The 19,432-nt window shown below is 64.6% G+C and carries 15 protein-coding genes; 6 read left to right on the top strand and 9 right to left on the bottom strand.

Translation table 11 applies throughout. From position 1 onward, the window contains the following. Positions 1–138 precede the first annotated feature (138 nt). The 9 genes from EJ072_RS25565 to EJ072_RS25525 all read right to left on the bottom strand — a co-directional run bounded on the left by EJ072_RS25565 (position 139) and on the right by EJ072_RS25525 (position 11,609). On the bottom strand, positions 139–1,035 hold the full coding sequence (locus tag EJ072_RS25565) for a LysR family transcriptional regulator (RefSeq protein ID WP_126081845.1): 897 nt from the start codon (positions 1,033–1,035) through the stop codon (positions 139–141). Positions 1,036–1,138: 103 nt separating this feature from the next. Beyond that, a complete protein-coding gene (locus EJ072_RS25560; protein WP_126081844.1) occupies positions 1,139–2,635 on the bottom strand; it encodes a sugar ABC transporter ATP-binding protein in 1,497 nt (498 codons plus the stop codon). 3 nt (positions 2,636–2,638) lie between these two features. Further along, positions 2,639–3,733, bottom strand: coding sequence for an SMP-30/gluconolactonase/LRE family protein (locus EJ072_RS25555; protein WP_126081843.1), 1,095 nt, complete (start codon positions 3,731–3,733; stop codon positions 2,639–2,641). Next, complete coding sequence (locus EJ072_RS25550; RefSeq protein ID WP_126081842.1) at positions 3,730–5,847, bottom strand: SMP-30/gluconolactonase/LRE family protein; 2,118 nt, start codon at positions 5,845–5,847, stop codon at positions 3,730–3,732. The genes EJ072_RS25555 and EJ072_RS25550 overlap by 4 nt, the downstream gene beginning before the upstream one ends. A 12-nt stretch (positions 5,848–5,859) precedes the next feature. Beyond that, positions 5,860–6,876: a sugar ABC transporter substrate-binding protein gene (locus EJ072_RS25545; RefSeq protein ID WP_126081841.1), complete on the bottom strand. Its 1,017-nt coding sequence runs from the start codon at positions 6,874–6,876 to the stop codon at positions 5,860–5,862. Between the two features lie 37 nt (positions 6,877–6,913). Beyond that, positions 6,914–7,912 (bottom strand): ABC transporter permease, encoded by a 999-nt coding sequence (locus tag EJ072_RS25540; RefSeq protein ID WP_126081840.1) that lies wholly within the window; start codon positions 7,910–7,912, stop codon positions 6,914–6,916. A gap of 207 nt (positions 7,913–8,119) precedes the next feature. Next, positions 8,120–9,181, bottom strand: a complete 1,062-nt coding sequence (locus EJ072_RS25535) for a maleylacetate reductase (protein WP_126081839.1) — start codon at positions 9,179–9,181, stop codon at positions 8,120–8,122. 176 nt (positions 9,182–9,357) lie between these two features. Further along, on the bottom strand, positions 9,358–10,350 hold the full coding sequence (gene ftsZ, locus EJ072_RS25530) for a cell division protein FtsZ (RefSeq protein WP_042647517.1): 993 nt from the start codon (positions 10,348–10,350) through the stop codon (positions 9,358–9,360). A 218-nt stretch (positions 10,351–10,568) separates the two neighbouring features. Continuing rightward, positions 10,569–11,609 carry a proline racemase family protein gene (locus EJ072_RS25525; protein ID WP_126081838.1) on the bottom strand — a complete coding sequence of 347 codons (1,041 nt, stop codon included), beginning with the start codon at positions 11,607–11,609 and terminating at the stop codon, positions 10,569–10,571. Positions 11,610–11,709: 100 nt separating this feature from the next. Between EJ072_RS25525 and EJ072_RS25520 the strand changes: the two genes are divergently transcribed. From EJ072_RS25520 to EJ072_RS25495, 6 genes are all read left to right on the top strand, one after another. After that, positions 11,710–12,669 carry a dihydrodipicolinate synthase family protein gene (locus EJ072_RS25520; RefSeq protein ID WP_126081837.1) on the top strand — a complete coding sequence of 320 codons (960 nt, stop codon included), beginning with the start codon at positions 11,710–11,712 and terminating at the stop codon, positions 12,667–12,669. A 310-nt stretch (positions 12,670–12,979) separates the two neighbouring features. Then, a complete protein-coding gene (locus EJ072_RS25515; RefSeq protein ID WP_126081836.1) occupies positions 12,980–13,690 on the top strand; it encodes an SDR family oxidoreductase in 711 nt (236 codons plus the stop codon). A gap of 11 nt (positions 13,691–13,701) precedes the next feature. After that, a complete protein-coding gene (locus tag EJ072_RS25510; RefSeq protein ID WP_126081835.1) occupies positions 13,702–14,451 on the top strand; it encodes an SDR family oxidoreductase in 750 nt (249 codons plus the stop codon). 78 nt (positions 14,452–14,529) lie between these two features. Continuing rightward, the gene (locus EJ072_RS25505) at positions 14,530–15,477 is read left to right on the top strand and encodes a LysR substrate-binding domain-containing protein (RefSeq protein ID WP_126081834.1); all 948 of its coding nucleotides are present in this window, start codon (positions 14,530–14,532) and stop codon (positions 15,475–15,477) included. Positions 15,478–15,652: 175 nt separating this feature from the next. Next, positions 15,653–17,749, top strand: a complete 2,097-nt coding sequence (locus EJ072_RS25500) for a hydantoinase/oxoprolinase family protein (protein ID WP_126081833.1) — start codon at positions 15,653–15,655, stop codon at positions 17,747–17,749. Then, a complete protein-coding gene (locus tag EJ072_RS25495; protein ID WP_126081832.1) occupies positions 17,746–19,365 on the top strand; it encodes a hydantoinase B/oxoprolinase family protein in 1,620 nt (539 codons plus the stop codon). Before EJ072_RS25500 ends, EJ072_RS25495 begins: the two co-directional genes overlap by 4 nt. Positions 19,366–19,432: the final 67 nt, after the last annotated feature.

Raw genomic sequence — 19,432 nt, 5'->3', positions numbered from 1 at the left:
CGACCATCCTGCACCGTGGCACTCTACGGTCGAGATTCCGGCATGGATCCTAGGGTCTTCGCGCGTCGCTTCGCTCCTTGCTGCGCCCTAGGATGACGAACGGAGTGGCTTTCTGCACTAATCTCTAAAACGCCGTACTCAGTGAGCCAGCTCGCGCAGATTGGTGCGGATCAGGTTCATCAGCTGTTCGGAAAAGGAATGGTGCACGTAGCCGCGCGCGGTGATGATGCCGACGGCGCGATGGGCGTCGCGATGGTCGATCGGCACCACCCGCATGCGCTCGTCATTGCGCGAGATGGCGATGCCCGGCACCACGCAGACGCCCAATCCCGACGACACCAGCGCCACCGCTGTCTGGGCGCTTTCGACCTCGTATTGCGGCTTGAGCTCGATGCCTTCTGCCGCGGTCAGCCGGTCGAGCAGACCGCGCACCGCCGTCTTGCGGTTGAGTAGGATCAGCGGGAAGCGCTTGAGGTCGGACAGATTGAGCTTCTTCTCGCCGCCATAGGTCTCCACCGGGATGCAGGCCATCAGCGGATCGTCCAGGATCGACTCGAACTGGAAGTCGTCGAGGTTCGGCACTTCCGGGCCGAGATAGAACTCGACCTCCTGTTGCTGCAACAGCGCAAGCGCGGCCTGCGGCGGGGTTTCGATGACCTCGACGATCGAGCGCGGATAGCGCAATTTGAATGTCGCCAATATGTCGCCCAGCCGGCTCGCCGCCAGCGTCGGCGCGCAGGCGATCTGCACCTTGCCCTTGCGCCGCGCGGCGATCTCGGTCAGCCGGTCGAGGCTGGTCTGCACCTGCGACATCGCATTGGCGATCTCCTCGAACAGAACCTGGCCTTCCGGCGTCAGGCTGGCGCGCTGCGCCGTGCGGATGAATAGCGAGATGCCTATCTGCTCCTCGAGGTCGCGTATCTGCATGGAAACGGCCGAAGGGGAACGGTTGCTCTCTTCGGCCGCGCGCCGGAAGCTGCCGTTTTCGGCGGCGAGCAGGAACGTCTGCAGAAGTTTGAGGTTGATGCTGGACATGTCCGCTCGGGCAGGTGATCTGGCCTCCTGACCTATTCAGACGCGGAAGCGATTGCAAGGCAATAGGGCCGTTCCAGGCCTTAGCCAGCAAATCTGTTCCAGTTCAATGAACGGCGGCGAACATCACGCGTTCTTCGGTCGCGTCCGACAGCATCATCTCCTCGACCACGCGGCCGCGCTTCACGACCAGGATGCGGTCGGAGACCGCAAGGATTTCCGGCAGATAGGAGGAGATGACGACGACGGCCATGCCTTGATCGGCAAGGTCGCTGATGAGCTGGTGGATCTCGACGATGGCGCCGACATCGACGCCGCGCGTCGGCTCGTCGAAGATCACCAGCTTGGGCTGCTGTATCAGCGATTTGGCGATCACGACCTTTTGCTGGTTGCCGCCCGAAAGCTCGATCATCCTGGCGCGCTCGCTGATCTGCTTCAGCCTGAGCCGCTCGCCCCATTGCTTGGCGAGTTCCCTGGCGCGCGCCAGGGACACGATCGACACCGGGTTGGATTTGTCCGTCAGTTCGCCGATCTGCAGGTTCTCGCCCGCCGTCATCGTCTCGAAGAAGCCGTCGAACTTTCGGTCCTCCGTCACATAGACGATGCCGTCGCGCACCGCCGGCCTGGGCACGCGATAGCGCACCGACTTGCCGAGCAGGCGGATTTCGCCGCCATGGAAGATGTTGCGCTTCAACAGCCCGGCAACGACCTTGGCCATCTCGGTGCGGCCGGCGCCGACCAGTCCGAACATGCCGGTGACCTGCCCCGAAAAGACGGAGAAGGACGAGTTGCGCACCAGGCCGGCGCAGGAGAGGTTCTCGACCGAAAGCACCTTGTCGCCATAGGGGCGCGCGGTGCGCTTGACCTCGCCATGCAGCGTTTCGGTGAGCGTCCGGCCGACCATGGCCTGCACGATCGAGGCGCGGGTGAAACCCTTGGCCTCGCCCGAAGCCACGATCTCGCCGTCGCGCATCACGGTGATGCGGTTGGCGACGGCGAGCGCCTCTTCCAGCGCGTGGGTAATGAAGATGATGGCGATGCCTTCCTTCACCAGCCGCTGCAGCAGGTTGAAGAAATGGCGTTTCTCCTCCGGCGTCAGCGTCGCGGTCGGCTCGTCGAAGATGATCACGCGGGCCTTGTGGTGGACGGCGCGGGCTATCTCCACCATCTGCTTGTGGGCGGCGCCCAGCGTGCTCACCTGCGCGGTCGGGTCTACCTGGAACCCCATGCCGGCAAGGAATTGCCGCGCCTGGATGTAGAGGCCGCGCAGCCGGTTGAACATCTTCTCCTCGCCGAGATAGAGGTTCTGCGCCACCGTCATGGCCGGCACCAGATTGGTCTCCTGGAACACCATGGCGATGCCGGCGCGCAGCGCTTCGGCGGGCGTTGCGAAAGACGCCTCCTTGCCGTCGAAGAAGAGCTTGCCCTCGGTCAGCTTGAACACGCCGGCCATGACCTTGGTCAGCGTCGATTTGCCGGCGCCGTTTTCGCCGAGCAGCGCGTGGATCTCGCCCTTGCGCAGGTCGAAATTGACGTTCTTGAAGGCCGGGATGCGCGAGAACGCCTTGGTCGCGTCCTTGAGCTCGATGATGTTATCCGACATCGCTTAACCCCGCTTGCCGCTGGCGGCCTTGGCCACGCGCACGATCCGCGACCCGCCGCGCGAGGCGACGAGCAGGTCGTCGTCGACCTCGCAGGCGCTGATCGTGCCGTGCACCGTGCCGTCGGCCCGCGAATGGAAGCTCGACAGCGGCTTCATGTTCTGGTCGCAATGCACCACCAGCCCGTAGGACCTGGTGACCGCGTAAGGCTTCAGCACGTTCATCTGCTTGAGCTGGCTGCCCTGCATCGGCTCGCGGTAGTCGCGCCACGAGCTGAGCGACGGCGCCATCCAGTAGGCTTCCGGTATCTCAACCAGCATGCGCTTGCGAAAAGTCTCCTCGCGCAGGATGAACTCCACCAGCTGATTGCGCACGGAATAGAAGGTCAACCAGTAGCCGGCGTTGAAGGCGGGCGCGATGCGCGCCGGATAGGCCGGCAGATGTTCCAGCACCGGCGCCGTCGCCTTGCCGGCGAGATCGATCGCCAGCACGCGATGGCGCCAGGCCTCGGTGACGTAGACGCGGTTTGACCCGGTGGTGGCGATGCCGGCCGGCCAGGCGAGGCCGTCGCGGATCAGCTCCAGCCGGCCGCTTTTCAGGTCGAGGCGCCAGACCGAGCCTGAAGCGTTCTTCTGCATCAGGTCGCGGCGCCAGGCGCTCGCCGGCAGCGTGGCCGAGCCGTTGGCGACCAGCAACGTGTTGCTGTCGAGGAAAGTCAGCGCGGTAACGCAGGACAGCCTGTGGGCCTCGTCGCCCGTCGCCTGCCGCCCGTCATGCAGGCCGCCGCGGATGACGACGCCCTTGCCGCCGGTGGCCAGGGCGGTCATGCCGCGTGCATGGGCGAGCGCGGTGATCTCGCCCGGAAATTCCTGCAGGACCTCGGCCTTGCCGTCGGCATCGAACCGCATCAGCCGGTTCGCGCTGCTCGCCAGCATGCCCTTTTCGGTCCGCACCAGATTGTCGGCCGCAGCGAGGCCTGCGAAGAGCTCCGCCTCCTCAAGGTCCTGGTTGGGCAGCAGCGGCCCGTCGAGCGTCGGAACGGTCACCGCCCAGTCGCCACGGCCGAGAAAGCGATCGAAAAGCCGGCTCACGGCGCTCATGGCTTTTTGCCCCAGTAGGAATCCGAGCTGAACCAGTTGGGATCGGAGCCCTTCAGCGGCAGGGTTCCCATGCGGTTGTTGAAGATGCCGCAGAGATAGAGGATGCCCTTGTGCTCGCGCATCGAAGTGATCATCGGATGTTTCTCGCCGGCCTGGTCCCAAAGGCTTTCCAGGATTTGGCCCTTCTCGTCGAAGCGCAGCACGCAGCCGGTATTGAGGTTGGGCATCAGCCAGGCATCCTCGGACACGCGCCGCGCCATGCGGCGGCGGAAGCCGGGCATTTCCAGCGACAGGTCGAGCGCCGGCGTGCGCATGCCCATCAGCGCCAGCCAATAGGTGCCGTCGGAGGCGCGGTTGATGTTGTCGGGATAGCCGGGCAGTCCCTCGATGACCCGCTCCACCCTGCCCTTCTTCGGACCGTCGAAATAGTAGCGGCTGATGCGGCAGGCCCAGCTTTCCGCGAACAGCACCGACTGGCCGTCGAAGGCGGTGCAGATGCCATTGGGGAAGACGAGGTTCGAGAGCAGCGTGCGGGTCGAACCGGTGCGCGGATCGTGGACGATGATGCGCCCGTTGCCGCGGCTCTCCAGCGCGTCCGCATACCAGTCGTGCATCTCGAAACGCACCGTGGCTTCGGAAAAGACGATGCGGCCGTCTGGGAGAATGTCGCAGTCGTCGGCGAGCTTCATGGTCGAGTCGTCGACCACCGATGTCAGCGAGCGATTGGTCTCGGCGGTGAGCAGCTTCACCTCGCCCGCCGGCGAGACCTGGTAGAGGCCCATGCCGGCGACGCAGATGACCAGATTGTCGTCGCGGTCGAAGGCCATGCCGAGCGGCGAGCCGCCGATATGGGCGAAGACTTCGCTCTCCGTGTAGTGCGGCGGCTGGAAGCGCAATATGTCGCCCTGGCGGCTGCCGGTGTAGAGGCGGTCCTGCCGGTCGAAGATCACATCCTCGGAGCCGTCGAGGAAGCCGAGGCCGATGACGCCGACATCTTTCAGCCTGTCGTTCACCGCCATCGGCACGCCGGGCTCGGTCGAGATCGCCTGCGGCATCTTGGCGAAGGTCGGCGAGATATAGACGCTGCGCAGGATCTTGTGGCGGTTCTTCACCCAGCGCACATCGAGCATGACCGAGAGCAGCAGCACGAGGCCGAGGATCAGGTAGTTGACTGGGCCGGGCACGGCGAGCGCGAGCAGGCTGTTCGACAGGACGAGCACGAAGAGCGTGCCCATCAGCGCCTTGGCGACCGAGCCGCGTCCGCCACCGAGCGAGATGCCGCCGAGCACTGTCGCGGTCAGCACCTGCAGCTCGAGGCCGGTGCCGATATCGGAGGCGGCACTGCCGATGCGGGCCGAGAAGAAGAAGCCGGAGAGCGCCACCAGCACCGAGCAGAGCACATAGGCGCTGAACAGAGTGAAGCGCACATTGATGCCGGCATTGTAGGCGGAGCGGCGCGCGCCGCCGACCGCGAACAGCCGCCAGCCATAGCGGGCGCGCGACAGCACCAGGTGGATCACGATGGCAATGACCATGAAGACCGCGAAGGAGGTCGGCACGCCCCAGATCGTGCCGAAGCCCAGAAAATCATAGGTCGGCGAATCCGGGCCGCTGGTGACGATCGCCGTCGAGACATGCGGGAAGATGATGTCGAAGGTGGATCGGTAGATGATGAGCGTGACCAGCGTGGTCAGAAACGCCCGCATGCGCAGGAAGCCGACCAGGAAGCCGTTGATGGCGCCGCAGACGACACCGAGGCCGAGGCAGGCCAGCAGGCCGGTCCCAAAACTCCACTGCTCGACGTTCATGCCGTAGAGCGTGACCAGCACGGCCAACGCGAAGGTCGAGCCGACCGAGAGATCGATGCCGCCGGACACCATGACAATGGTCATGCCGAGCACGACAAGGCCGAGCTCGGCGGTCTGGCCGCTGAGATTGGTCAGCGTCGCCACATCGAAGAAGCCCGGCACGATCACGCCGAAGATCGCGCACAGGATGACCAGCGCCGTGAAGGGAATGACGCTGTCGATCCATTTCTTGGTCAGGATCTCCCCGACCACATGGTGGGGGAGCAGACGGTAGCGCCAGCGCACAAGGCTTTCGGCCATGCTCATCGGAAAGTCCGTTTACTTGATGTCTTCGGGCTTCCAGCAGTTCCGGCCGGTCGCGTTGGTCTTGTCGACGCGGGTGATCGGGCCGAAGAAGATGGTCTTCTCGCTGCCGGCCTTGCGGTCAGGATGCTGCAGCAGCTCGGAGATCTGCTGCGCGGCGATTTCGCCCTGGACCGGCGCGTTGAAGTTGAAGATCACGTCGAGCAGCCCGTTCTTGATGCTCTCGCAGCCCGTGGCGGCACCCGCGCCATTGGTGACGATGGTGACCTGGTCCTGCTTGCCGGCTGCCGCGACGGCAGCGCCGGCGCCGACTTCGGCATTGTCCCAGATGCCCATGATGCCGCAGAGATCGGGATGCTGCTGCAGTACCGTCTCGGTGATCTGGCGGGCCTTTTCGCTGATGTAGTCGGCCGGCTGGTCGGAGACGAGCTGCAGCTCGGGATTGGCCTTCAGCACCTTGTCGATGCCGGTGCGCATATAGATGTTGGCGGCGCCCGTCTGGACGCCGGCGAGCCACACCACCTTGTGCGAGACGGCGTTCGGCCCGGTGCAATGCTTGGCCAGCTCGCCCATCTCCAGGCGGCCCATCTCGATCCAGTCATTGCCGACATAGGAGTCGGTCTGGGTCGCCGACTGCATGTTGACCTGCAGCACCTTGATGCCTGCGGCCTGCGCCTGCTTCAAGAGCCGCGCATAGGTCTGCACGTCCGGGTTCTGCACGATGATCAGGTCGGGCTTCTCGGCGATCGCGCCCTGCATGGCGCGGATGCCGGCATTGGTGTCGCCGTTCGGATCGCGCACCTCGAGCGTGAAGCCGTAGCGGGCGGCGTGACGCTGCCACACCATCACCCAGGCCTGGTTGAGGTCCATACCCTGCGAGATCGGCACGAAGATGACCTTCTTGCCCTTGACGCCGTCGAGATAGGCAGCCCGGCCGACCTGATCGGTTTCCTGCGCGCTTGCGACCTGTGCGACACCTAGCAGCGCAAGCGCGGCCATGCCCGCCAACAGGCATTTCTTGAATATCTTCATAGGTTTCCTCCCCAATTTGATGGTTCGAGTTCTTGTTTCAGATGTCGCCGCTCTGCGAGGTCTGCTCGTCGCGCGGATTGATGATGGCGTCGATGGCAAGGGCGCCGAGCAGGATCACGCTCTTGATCAAATTCTGGCTGGTGTAGGAGAAGTTGAGGATCGTCATGCCGTTGGTCAGGATGCCGACCAGAATGGTGCCGGCGATGACATTGCGCACGCCGCCCTGGCCGCCCGACAGGCCGATGCCGCCCAGCACGACCACCAGCAGCACGTCGTAGATCAGGCTCGAATTGTAGAGGCGCGTGTCGATGCCGGTGACGAGACCGGTCATGATGATGCCGGCGGTGAACGCGATGAGCGCGCTGATGACATATTGCGTCACGATGATCGGGCGTGTCGGCAGGCCGGTGGTGCGGGCCGCGTTCGGATTGTCGCCAGTTGCGTAGACCAGCCGGCCAAAGCGCGTCTTCCTCAGAAAGAGACCCATGAGAGCCGCCACCGCGCCGAAGATGACGACGGACATCGGTATCCCGAGCACGCTGCCATTGCCGACGAATTTCAGCCAGGCGATGTCCGGCGGGGCATAGAGCACGTCCGAGGCAAAGACGATGCGCCCCGAGCCGTAGACCGAGGAGGCGATGGCCAAGGTAGCGAAGATCGGCGGAACTTCCGCGACCGCCACCATGACGCCGGTGAACAGGCCGATGGCCGCGACCAGTATGGCGCCGCAGATCACGGCAAGCGTGAAATCGATGCCCCAGGTAGAAATCCAGATGCTGAAGGCGACGCCGACGACCATCACCGCCACCATGGTGAGGTCGATGCCGCGGCCGACGACGACGAAGCCCATGCCGACGGCCAGCGTGCCGAGGATCGACACGTTCTTGAGGATGGCGATGATGTTGCCTTGGCTCAGGAAATTGTTGAGCGTCGCCGAGAAGACGAGGAACATCACGACCGAGATCGCGACGACGACGACTTCCTGCGACGCCTTGAAGCCAAGGCGCCTGTCGTCCGATTTGCCCGAACCAGGCATTTTCCTCCTCCCAGGCAGCCTATGATTGGCGCCTTCCTCAGGCGACCAGCTGAATCGGAATCCTCCCAAGGCTCCGAGCCGTTTGCCTGTACGGGACAATTACGACTGGAGCGTCGGCGGACAATTTCGTTTTTCTGATACGCTGTGCAGTTTGCCCCCGCGCCGAAGCGTAAGCTTCGTGAAGCTTTCATCCCAGGGGCAGCCTTCTCAGGCCTGCGGCGGCTCGCCGGCATAGGCGCGCGCGATAAGGGCCCGGATCGGTTCCCGCTCCAGCGCCCGCGGGTTCCAGTAGGGATTGGCCAGCGCACGGTCCGTCGCAATGTCGATCCCCTCGGACGGCATGCCGATCTCGGACAGCGCGCGTTTTGCGCCGATGCGGCCGGCGAGGTCGTAGAGCGCGATGGCAGGATCATCCGTCTTCAGCACGGCCCGCAGGGTTTGCATGACGGCCGGAACGGCGGGGGCGTTGTAGGCCAGCGCATGCGGCAGCACGATCGTATGGGTCTCCGCATGCGGCAGATCGAAACTGCCGCCGAGCGTATGGCAAAGCTTGTGGTGCAGCGCCATGCCGACCGAGCCGAGGCAGATGCCGCAGAGCCAGGCGCCGTAAAGCGCCTCGGAACGCGCGTCGCGGTCATGCGGGTTCCCGGCAATGACCGGCAAGGCGCTCACCAACGCGCCGATGGCTTCGGTGGCCATCAGATTTATCACCGGGTTGCTTTCCCTGGCATAGAGCGCCTCGACCGCATGGGCGATGGCGTTCATGCCGCTTGTTCCCGACAACGAAGCGGGAAGCGTCATCGTCAGGTCGACGTCGTAGATCACCACTTCCGGCAGCACCTTCGGGCTCGATTGGGTGACCTTCACGCCATCTTTCGTCTCGCCGAGGATCGGCGTCATTTCCGAGCCGGCATAGGTCGTCGGCATCACAATCTGCGGCAGGTCGGTGCGCAAGGCGATCGCCTTCGCGAGACCCGTCGTGGAGCCGCCGCCGACCGCGACCAGCCCGTCGGCCTGGAGTTCCGCCGCGACCCGCAGCGCGTCCTCGGTGACGGACACCGGCGTATGCATCGTCGCTTTGGCATAGACGCCGGCTGCCCTGTCGCCGAGGAACTCGGCATGGCGCCGGGCATCGGCCTCCCGCGGCGGCGTGGCCAGGACCAGCACACGTTTCAGCCCGAGCCGGTCGATCTCCTCCGGGAGCCTTGCGATCGTGCCTGATCCGAAGACGACGCGTGCTGGCTGGGCGTTGTAGACGAAGCTTTTCATGTGAGCCTCTCCCGTCAGCCGCGACTGTATGCCGTGGCATGAAAGTTAGCGACGAAGAGGCGCGCGTGTAAGTGCGCAGGCTGTCGAAATCTGGCGGCCAGGGATCTATTCGCCGTCGGAAGCTGGCATCAGCCTATTTGCGCCGCGCCATCGGCGCGCTCGAGAATCGCGGTGGGTCAGGCGATCCTCTGCTCGAACTGCATCACGCTCGCGCTCTTGCGCAGTCCCGTCGCGACGACCGACACACGGAACTTCCCGGCCAGGGACTGGTCGAAGATGGCGCCGACGATGATGTCGGCATCGGCGTCGACCTCCTCGCGTATCCTCGTCGCGGCCTCATCGACCTCGAACAGCGTCATGTCCATACCGCCGCTGATCGACACCAGCAGCCCCCTGGCGCCCGTCATGGAGGCTTCGTCCAGCAGCGGATTGGCTATCGCCGCCTCGGCTGCCGTTCTTGCGCGTCCCTCTCCGGAGGCCTCGCCCGTTCCCATCATTGCCGGGCCCATGTCCCGCATCACCGATTTCACGTCGGCGAAATCGAGATTGATCAGGCCTTCCTTGACGATGAGATCCGTGATGCAGCCGACGCCCGCGTAGAGGACGCGATCGGCCATGGCGAAAGCGTCGGCGAAGGTGGTCCTGGCGTCGGCGACCCGAAACAGGTTCTGGTTCGGGATGACGATCACGGTGTCGGCGCTTTCGCGCAGGCGTTCTATGCCTTCCTCGGCCGCCTGGGTCCGGCGCTTGCCTTCGAACGTGAAAGGCTTGGTGACGACGGCCACTGTCAAAATGCCGGCATCGCGCGCGGCGCGCGCAATCACGGGCGCGGCACCCGTCCCGGTGCCGCCACCCATGCCGGCGGTGATGAAGCACATATGCGTTCCCGCCAGATGATCCATGATCTCATCGATGGATTCCTCCGCGGCCGCACTTCCGACCTGGGGCAAGGACCCGGCGCCCAGGCCCTCGGTGACATGCGCGCCCAATTGGATCAGCCGCGACGACTTTGACATGGTGAGCGCCTGGGCGTCGGTGTTGGCGACGACGAACTCGACGCCCTGCAGACCTTCGGCGATCATGTTGTTGACGGCGTTGCCGCCGGCACCGCCGACCCCGACGACGGTAATCTTGGGTCTCATCTCCAGGATTTCCGGCTTGGCGGTCATTTTTTCATCTTTCTACCGAAAGCGCCCGCTGCTCCGCCGCACGACGATGCGGAACCGGAGCAACGAGCACACGAATCAGGTGATCCCCACCAAGCGCAGGGAATCAGAGCGGGCGCCTCCCTGCAAGTCCGCCGAGCATATGCAAGCGCAATGCCCCTGCGTTTGAACAAAAAGGCTCCGGGTGCCCGAGCTCCAAGGCGACGCCGTTGCAAGAAGTTCTATTGCGTCACCGAGGTCGAGGTGCCCCAGGTGTCCGACAGCACATAGCCTTGCGGATAGGGATCTGTCGGATCGAGATAGTAGTTGTGCTCGCCGGTGATCCAGGCACGGCCGGTGATCTCGGGAACGATCGCCTTGCGTCCGGCGATTTCGGTCAAGCCGACAATTCTGCCGGTGAAGCGCGAGCCGATGATCGATTCATGGATCAACACCTCCCCTTCCTTCATCTGGCCCCGCGCGTGCAGCACGGCCATGCGGGCCGAGGTGCCGGTCCCGGTCGGGCTGCGGTCGGAACGGCCGGGCGAGACGATGCAGGTGTTGCGCGTGACCTTGCCCGGCCCCTGGAACGGCATGGCGAACTGCACGATCGAGACACCGCGCACATTGTCGAATTCAGGATGGACGACATCGAGCTGCTCGCGCGCGGCGCGGCGAACCTTCTCGCCGGCCACGGCCAGTTCGCGCGCCTCGTCGGGCGTAACCGATAAACCTAGCGCGGGTGCATCGACGATGGCGTAGAACATGCCGCCGTAAGCGATGTCCACCTTCAGCGTTCCCAGCCCCTCGACCTCGATATTCGCGTCGAGGCGTTCGGCGAAGGCGGGGGCGTTGCGGAAGGTGATCGACAGGCATTTGCCGTCGCGGCATTCGGCGTTGACCTCGATGACGCCGCCCGGCATATCGAGCTTGAAGCGTGTCTCCGGCTCCTGCATCGGCACCATTCCGGTCTCGAGCAGCACCGTGGCGACGCAGATCGTGTTGGAGCCCGACATCGGCGGGTATTCGGTCGGCTCCATGATGATGGCGCCCGCGGCGCAATCCTCGCGCGTCGAGGGCACCAGGAGATTGACGTGGCGGGCGACGCTGCCGCGCGGCTCGCAGATCAGCATGCGCCTGATATGATCGTGATCGCGCTCCATCGCGATCATCTTTTCCATCATCGTGCGGCCTGCCGGCGGCAGCACGCCGCCGACGATGACGTCGCCGATCTCACCCTCGGCATGGCAGCTGACGACGCGGATGCTGGTCCTGCTACGCATTGTTCGTTTCTCCCTGTCGGCCGCCACTATCCGCTTGGCAAGCGGTGCTGCTTCGGGACAAACTGATCAATCTGCGTGCCAGCCTCAAGGAGAATCCCAAATGACCGCCAACGTTTTTTCCGGCTGCATGCCGGCGCTGATGACGCCCTGCACCGATGACCGGCTTCCCGACTTCGACGCCCTGGTGCGCAAGGGACGCGAATTGATCGCTGCCGGCATGTCTGCGGTCGTCTATTGCGGCTCCATGGGCGACTGGCCGCTGCTGAGCGACGAGCAGCGCATGCAGGGCGTCGAGCGCCTGGTGAAGGCCGGCGTGCCGGTGATCGTCGGTACCGGCGCCGTCAACACGGCCAGCGCCGTGGCTCATGCTGCGCATGCGCAGAAGGTCGGCGCCCGCGGCCTGATGGTGATCCCGCGCGTTCTGTCGCGCGGTCCGTCGGTCACCGCGCAGCGCCATCATTTCAAGGCGATCCTCTCAGCCGCCCCCGACCTGCCGGCGGTCATCTACAACAGCCCCTATTACGGTTTTGCCACGCGCGCCGACCTCTTCTTCGCGCTGCGCGCCGAACATCCGAACCTTGTCGGCTTCAAGGAGTTCGGCGGCCCGTCGGATCTGCGCTACGCGGCGGAGAACATCACCAGCCGCGACGATGAGGTCGCGCTGATGATCGGCGTCGACACCGCCGTCTTCCACGGTTTCGTCAACTGCGGAGCCTCCGGCGCGATCACCGGCATCGGCAACGTGCTGCCGAAGGAAGTGCTGCATCTGGCGGGCCTCAGCCAGGCCGCGGCGAAGGGCGACGCCGAAGCGCGCCGGCTTGCGCAGGAGCTCGATGCCGCGCTCGCCGTGCTGTCTTCGTTCGACGAAGGCCCGGACTTGGTGCTTTATTTCAAGCACATGATGGTGCTGAAGGGTAATCCCGAATACAGGCTGCACTTCAACGAGACCGATGCGCTGACCGACAGCCAGCGCGGCTTTGCCGAAGCACAGCTCAAGCTCTTCGACACTTGGTACGCCCAGTGGTCGAGGCAGCCCGCAATGGCACGTTACGCGGCCTGAGCGGACCTGAGACCGGGCGACCTCGCCTTCACAAGATGAAAGACCGCTGTCGGCGGGTCCACCACGCGGTTGCGAAAGCTATGTTTTTGTTCGATCGGCCGGCAGGAGCTCCTCTCCGGCACGCCGAAAGCATTGTATTTCTTTGCTTTACGGCGTTGAAAATGGCGCAGCTGGCGTGGAACGTTCAAACGCCACACCAGCTTTCGAAAGTTCATCTTTCCTTTTTGCTGGTTTTCTTGGTTTCGCGGCGCTGGCCCGCGCCGCAGACTGAAATCCAGGCAAATGGGAAGCCGCAAATGGGGAAGCCCAAGTGACGACAGCCTTCATCACCGGGGCGACGAGCGGGATAGGACGCGCGATCGCGATCGCCTTGAGCGATGCCGGCTATGAGGTCTACGCGGTCGGCCGCAGCAAGGCGGCGCTGAAAGAACTGCAGGCCGAGCGGCCGGGCATCGTGCCGATTGCCGTCGACGTCACCGACCGCGAGGCGCTGGAATCGGTGCTGGCGGATCTCACCATCGATGTGCTGATCAACAATGCCGGCATCATGCCGCCGCTCGGCAATTTCGCGGACATGAAGATCGCCGACATCGACGCAACGCTGGAGGTGAACCTCAGCGCCGCTATCCTGCTCACCCGCCTCGTCGTGCCGCAGATGCGCGAGCGGCAGTCGGGCCATATCCTGTTCACCGGCTCCGTCGCCGGCCACACGGCATTTTCCAACATCGCCGTCTACGCAGCCACCAAGGCGGCGATCTCCGGCTTTGCCGGTGCGCTGCGCGCCGACCTGTCGCCCTCCGGCATACGCGTCACCGAGATCGTCGCCGGCCGCGTCGAGACGCAGCTCTACCAGGATATCCTCGACGCCAAGGCGCGCGCCGCCATGTACGCCAGCAAGGTGGTGCAGCCCGATGACGTGGCCAGGATGGTCGTCGCCGTGCTCGCGCTGCCGGCATGGGCCGACGTCACCCGTTTCGACATTATGCCGACATGGCCGACCTCGCCGAGCGGCACCAAGTAAGGGATAGTGGAATGAAGGATCTTTCCGTTCTGATCGTTGGCGGCGGCGCCGGCCTCGGCGCCCTCCTGGTCAAGATGGCTGTCGAGGCCGGGGCGGCCAAGATCGGCATCATCGACATCAACCAGGAAGCGGCGGAGAGCGCGCTCGATCCGGCAAGGGCCAAGGGCCTGCCTGTCGCCACCGCGACGTGCGACATCCAGATCGGCCCGCGATGCCATGCCGCCTTCGATGCCATCGTGGCCAAGCTCGGTCGCGTCGACACGCTGATCAACTGCGCCGCGATCTATCCGCGCCGCCCGCTGCTCGAGATCACCGACGCCGATTGGGACGCCTCCAACGGCATCAACATCAAGGGCACCTACCACATGATGGTGGCAGCGGTTCGCCACATGCAGACGCAGGAGCCGAAAGCCGAGGTGCGCGGCCGCATCGTCAATCTGACCTCGGTTGACGCCTTCAAGGCGCATCCCCAGAACGCCCATTATGCGGCGACCAAGGCAGCCGTCGTCAGCCTGACGCGCTCCTTTGCCCATCACGTCGCCAAGGACGGCATCCTGGTGAACTCCGTGGCGCCGGCCGGCATGGCCACCGAGAAGGCGAAGGCCCTCGGCTTCCTGGAAGAACTGGCCAAGGCAAGCCCGCTCGGGCGCGGCGCCGAGCCGACCGAGATTGCCGAATGGGTGTTGATGACCGGAGGTCCGAAGAACACCTACATGACCGGCGAAAACGTCATTGTTTCAGGTGGTTACATCTACGCTTAGAATCATTTCGATAGCCAGCGGCTGTTGAGGTTCGGCGGTGCATGATACGGGTCTCGAACGGAAGGAGGCGGACTTACGATGAGCGGCAAGCTTCGCCTTCCTTCGCTCAATGCGCTTCGCGTCTTCCACGCCGTCGCGCAGCACAAGAGCTTTAGGCAGGCTGCCGACGAGCTTCTGGTCACGCCGCAGGCCGTCGGCCAGCAGATCAAGCTGTTGGAAGACACGCTGCAGGTGACGCTGTTCGAGCGCAAGGGCCGCTCGATCGAACTGACCGAGTCGGCGATCCTTCTTTCGCATTACGTGAAGGCCGGCTTCGAGGAGTTTTCCGAAGGCGTTCGTCGCGTCACCAAGTCGAACCACCGGGACCGCATCAACCTCAACGCCAGTCCATACTTCGCCACGCACTACCTGCTGCCGAGGCTGTCGCTGTTCCGCGAGATACTGCCTGGCGCCGACCTGCGCCTGACGACGATGGTCGACCTGCCCGACTTCGGTCGCGACGACATCGACATGGCGGTGCAGTGGGGCTACGGCAACTGGCCGGACTATGAGGTGACGCTCCTGGTGCCGGACCCGAAGATCATCTGCTGCACGCCGGCGATCGGCGAGAAGATCAAGTCGCCGCAGGACCTGACGAAGTTCACGTTGCTCGACACGGTCAAGTCGAAGCGACTGTGGCCGGACATATTGCGGCACCTGGGCGTGGCGCTGACCGACGGCGACCGCAGCGTCAGCTTCGACGATGCGGCGACGATGCGCCGGGCGACCCTGCAAGGCATCGGTGTGGGCCTGGTCTCCGTGATCGACGCCGAGGAGGACTTCCGCTCCGGCGCGCTGGTCGCGCCGATCGGCCGCGAGGCCATTGCCGATATGCGGCCGGAAGAAGTTCCCGGGTTCTATCTCGTCGTTCCGCGCGGGCATCTGCGCGTCAAGCCCGTGGCCGCGCTTCATCGATGGCTGGCCCAGCAAGACTGGCGCAGCGACCTCAAGGTTTCCCTGCCGAAACCGACTCCGCTTTCGGACTGACAAGTGCCGCGAGACCAACGTTCCGGCGCGGGAGACAGGAAAGAAGAACTTTCGAATGAGCTGCATTTCTTGATTTCGCATCGGCCCGCTGGAGTTCAGGTATAAGCCGAAAGGCAAGCCCGGTTCGCTTGCCGCTAAGTGTGTGACGCAGCATTCTCTTCCCTGAGGCCATGGCATGACCTCCCGAGCAGACGACATCCGCCTTGGCGCGGACATTGGCGGCACTTTCACCGACATCGCGCTCGATGTCAGGGGAGAGATGTTTTCAACCAAGGTGCTGACCAATTATGCGGCGCCCGAGCAGGCGATACTTGACGGCATCGACATGGTCATCCGCGATGCCGGCATTTCGGCGGCCGAGATCGGCATCATCATCCACGGCACCACGCTTGCCACCAACGCGCTGATCGAGCGACGCGGGGCGAAAACCGCTCTGGTCACGACCGAAGGTTTTCGCGATGTGATCGAGATGCGGACGGAAAACCGCTTCGAGCAATATGATCTCAACCTGCAACTGCCGACGCCGCTGATCCCGCGCGAGCACCGCTTTACCGTCAAGGGCCGCATCGGCGCCGAGGGCCAGGAACTGCAGCCGCTCGACGAAGCCACCCTCGAATCGATCGCCGACCGGATCGCGGCCGGCAATTTCGGCTCGGTGGCGATCGGTTTCATCCATGCCTACGCCAATCCGGACCACGAGCGCCGGGCGCGCGAGATCCTCTCCAGGAAGCTGACTATTCCGATTTCGATCAGCGCCGAAGTCTCGCCGCAGATGCGCGAGTTCGAGCGTTTCAACACGGTCTCAGCCAACGCCTATGTGCGGCCGCAGATGGCCGACTATCTCGCGCGCCTGCAGACACGGCTGAAAGACATGGGCGCCGAGTGCCCCGTCTTCATGATCCATTCGGGCGGCGGCCTGATCTCGGTGGAGACCGCTTCGGAATTCCCGGTACGGCTGGTCGAGTCCGGCCCGGCGGGTGGCGCGATTTTCGCCGCCGATATCGCCCGTCGCTTCGGCCTGGAAAAGGTCGTCTCCTACGACATGGGCGGCACCACCGCAAAAATCTGCCTGATCGAGGATTTTGCGCCGCGCACGGCGCGAACCTTCGAGGTGGCGCGCACCTATCGCTTCTCAAAAGGCTCGGGCATGCCGATCTCCATCCCGGTCATCGAGATGATCGAGATCGGCGCCGGCGGCGGCTCCATCGCCTGGGTCGACGCAATGGGCCGCATTCAGACCGGGCCGGAAAGCGCCGGCTCTGAGCCCGGCCCTGCCTGCTACGGCCGCGGCGGCAAACGTCCCGCAATCACCGACGCCGACCTGGTGCTCGGCAAACTCGACCCCGACAATTTCGCCGGCGGCGCGATCAAGCTCGACACGGCAGCGTCCGAACGGGCGATCCTGCGCGATGTCGGCGAGCGCCTGTCGCTGAATGCCTTGGCGACGGCCTTCGGCATCTGCGAGGTCGTGGACGAGAACATGGCGAACGCCGCTCGCGTCCACGCCGTCGAGAACGGCAAGAACATCTCCGACAATCTGATGATCGCCTTCGGCGGCGCGGCACCCCTGCACGCGGCGAGGCTCTGCGAAAAGCTCGGCATCGACCAGTGCATCGTGCCGCGCGGCGCCGGCGTCGGCTCGGCGATCGGCTTCCTGAAAGCGCCGTTCGGCTATGAGGCGCTGGCGTCCAGGCTGACGCGCCTGTCGCGCTTCAAGCCGGCCGAGGTCAACGCCCTGCTCGCCGACCTCAAGGCCTCCGCAGAGGGGTTTGTGCGCAGCGGCGCCAGCGGCAGGATCGTCTGCGAGATCACCGCCTTCATGCGCTATGCTGGCCAGGGCTGGGAAATCCCCGTGCCGTTGGTCGACGAACCGTTCGGCGAGGATGCAGTCGCCAAGCTCAAGGATCTGTTCGAGACCAGCTATCAGCGCTTCTTCGGCCGGGCCATCGAAGGGCTCGACGGGCTGGAGATCGAGATCGTCACCTGGTCGGTCAAGGCGACGGACGTTCGTCCGGCCGTGACGCGGCATGAACTCACCACCGGCAGGAAGAAGAGCGAACCGATAACGACCCGGGCCGTGTTCGAACCGGCGACCGGCGCGCCACAGACCTATGGCATCGTCGAGCGCGACAAGCTCTGCGTCGGCGACCGCCTGGCGGGGCCCGCCGTCATCGTCGAGCGCGAGACGTCGACCGTCGTCACCACCAGCTTTGACGCCGTCATCCAAAGCGACGGAGCGATCCTCCTGACCCGCAAAGGCAGTCAGTCATGAGCGATATCAGCGCAATCCGCATGCAGGTCATGTGGAACCGGTTGATCTCGGTGGTCGAGGAGCAGGCGCTGACCTTGCTGCGCACCGCCTTCTCCACCTCTGTGCGCGAAGCCGGCGACCTGTCAGCGGGCGTGTTCGACCCGCGCGGTCAGATGCTGGCCCAGGCGGTCACCGGCACGCCCGGCCACGTCAACACCATGGCCGAGGCCGTGCTGCATTTCATGCACGCGATCCCGCGCGATCAGATGTTCGAGGGCGACACCTATGTCACCAACGACCCATGGCTCGGCACCGGCCACCTGCATGACATCACCATGGTGTCGCCGTCCTTCCTGAACGGCGAGCTCGTCGCCTTCTTCGCCTGCACGGCGCATGTCGTCGATGTCGGCGGCCGCGGCTTCGGCGCCGACGGCAAGTCGGTCTATGAGGAAGGTATCCAGATCCCGATCATGAAGTTCGCGGAAAAGGGCAAGGTCAACCTCGACGTCGTCCGCATCCTGCGCGCCAATGTCCGCGAGCCGAACCAGGTGGTCGGCGATTTCTATTCGCTTGCGGCCTGCAACGAGGTCGGTCATCGCCGCCTCGTCGACATGATGAAGGAGACCGGCCTTGCCTCGCTCGACGGGCTCCGCGACTTCATCTTCTCGCGCACCCGCGAGGCCATGCTGGAGCGCATCAAGGCGCTGCCCAAGGGAAGCTGGTCGAACGAGCTGGTGACCGACGGCTATGACGCGCCGGTGAAGCTGTCGGCCACGGTCTCGGTCCGCGACGACAATGTCGAGGTCGATTTCACCGGCAGCGATCCGATGAGCCGCTGGGGCATCAACTGCCCGATCATCTACAGCAAGGCCTATGCCTGCTATGCGCTGAAATGCGTGGTCGCTCCGGATATTCCGAACAATGCCGCCTCGCTCGCCTTCTTCACCGTGTCGTCGCCCATTAACATCCTGAACGCAGTGCGGCCGGCGCCGGTGGCGCTCAGGCACATCTTCGGCCACATGGTTCCCGATCTCGTGCTGGGCGCGTTCTCCAAGGCGTTGCCCGGAAAAATCCTCGCCGAAGGCGCCGGGGCGCTCTGGAACATCCACATTTCCGTGCGACCCGTCGCCGGCGGTTCCGGCCGCCGCGCCGAAGTGCTGATGTTCAACTCCGGCGGCATGGGCGCCCGCCCCGAACTGGACGGCTTGTCGGCGACGGCCTTCCCGTCCGGCGTGCACACGATGCCGATTGAGGCGACCGAGCATACCGGCCCGATCGTCATCTGGCGCAAGGAACTGCGGCCGGACTCCGGCGGCGACGGCGAATTCCGCGGCGGTCTCGGACAGGTCATCGAGATCGAGGCGACCGAAGGCCACGAATTCGATTTCTCGGCGATGTTCGACCGCGTCAACCATCCGGCCCAGGGTCGCGAAGGCGGCAAGCCCGGCGTCGCGGGCGTCGTCAAGCTCGATAACGGCACAAAGATGCGCCCCAAGGGCTGGCAGCATGTGCCGGCTGGACGCAGGCTGATCCTGGAACTGCCGGGCGGCGGCGGCTATGGCGATCCGGCCAGGCGCAGCGTGGCCGCGCGGGCCAATGACCGTTCCAAGGGTTACATTACGGAGAACGACCAATGAGCTATGTTGCCTCGCGCCTGTCGACCGAGGCGATCGCGCGGGTCAAAGCCGCCGTCGCGCAAGTGGA

It is taken from the genome of Mesorhizobium sp. M2A.F.Ca.ET.046.03.2.1 (genome assembly GCF_003952425.1).
Taxonomy (GTDB): domain Bacteria; phylum Pseudomonadota; class Alphaproteobacteria; order Rhizobiales; family Rhizobiaceae; genus Mesorhizobium.
Note: the sequence above shows the minus strand (reverse complement) of the source record. Positions and strands in the feature narration are given on the sequence as shown.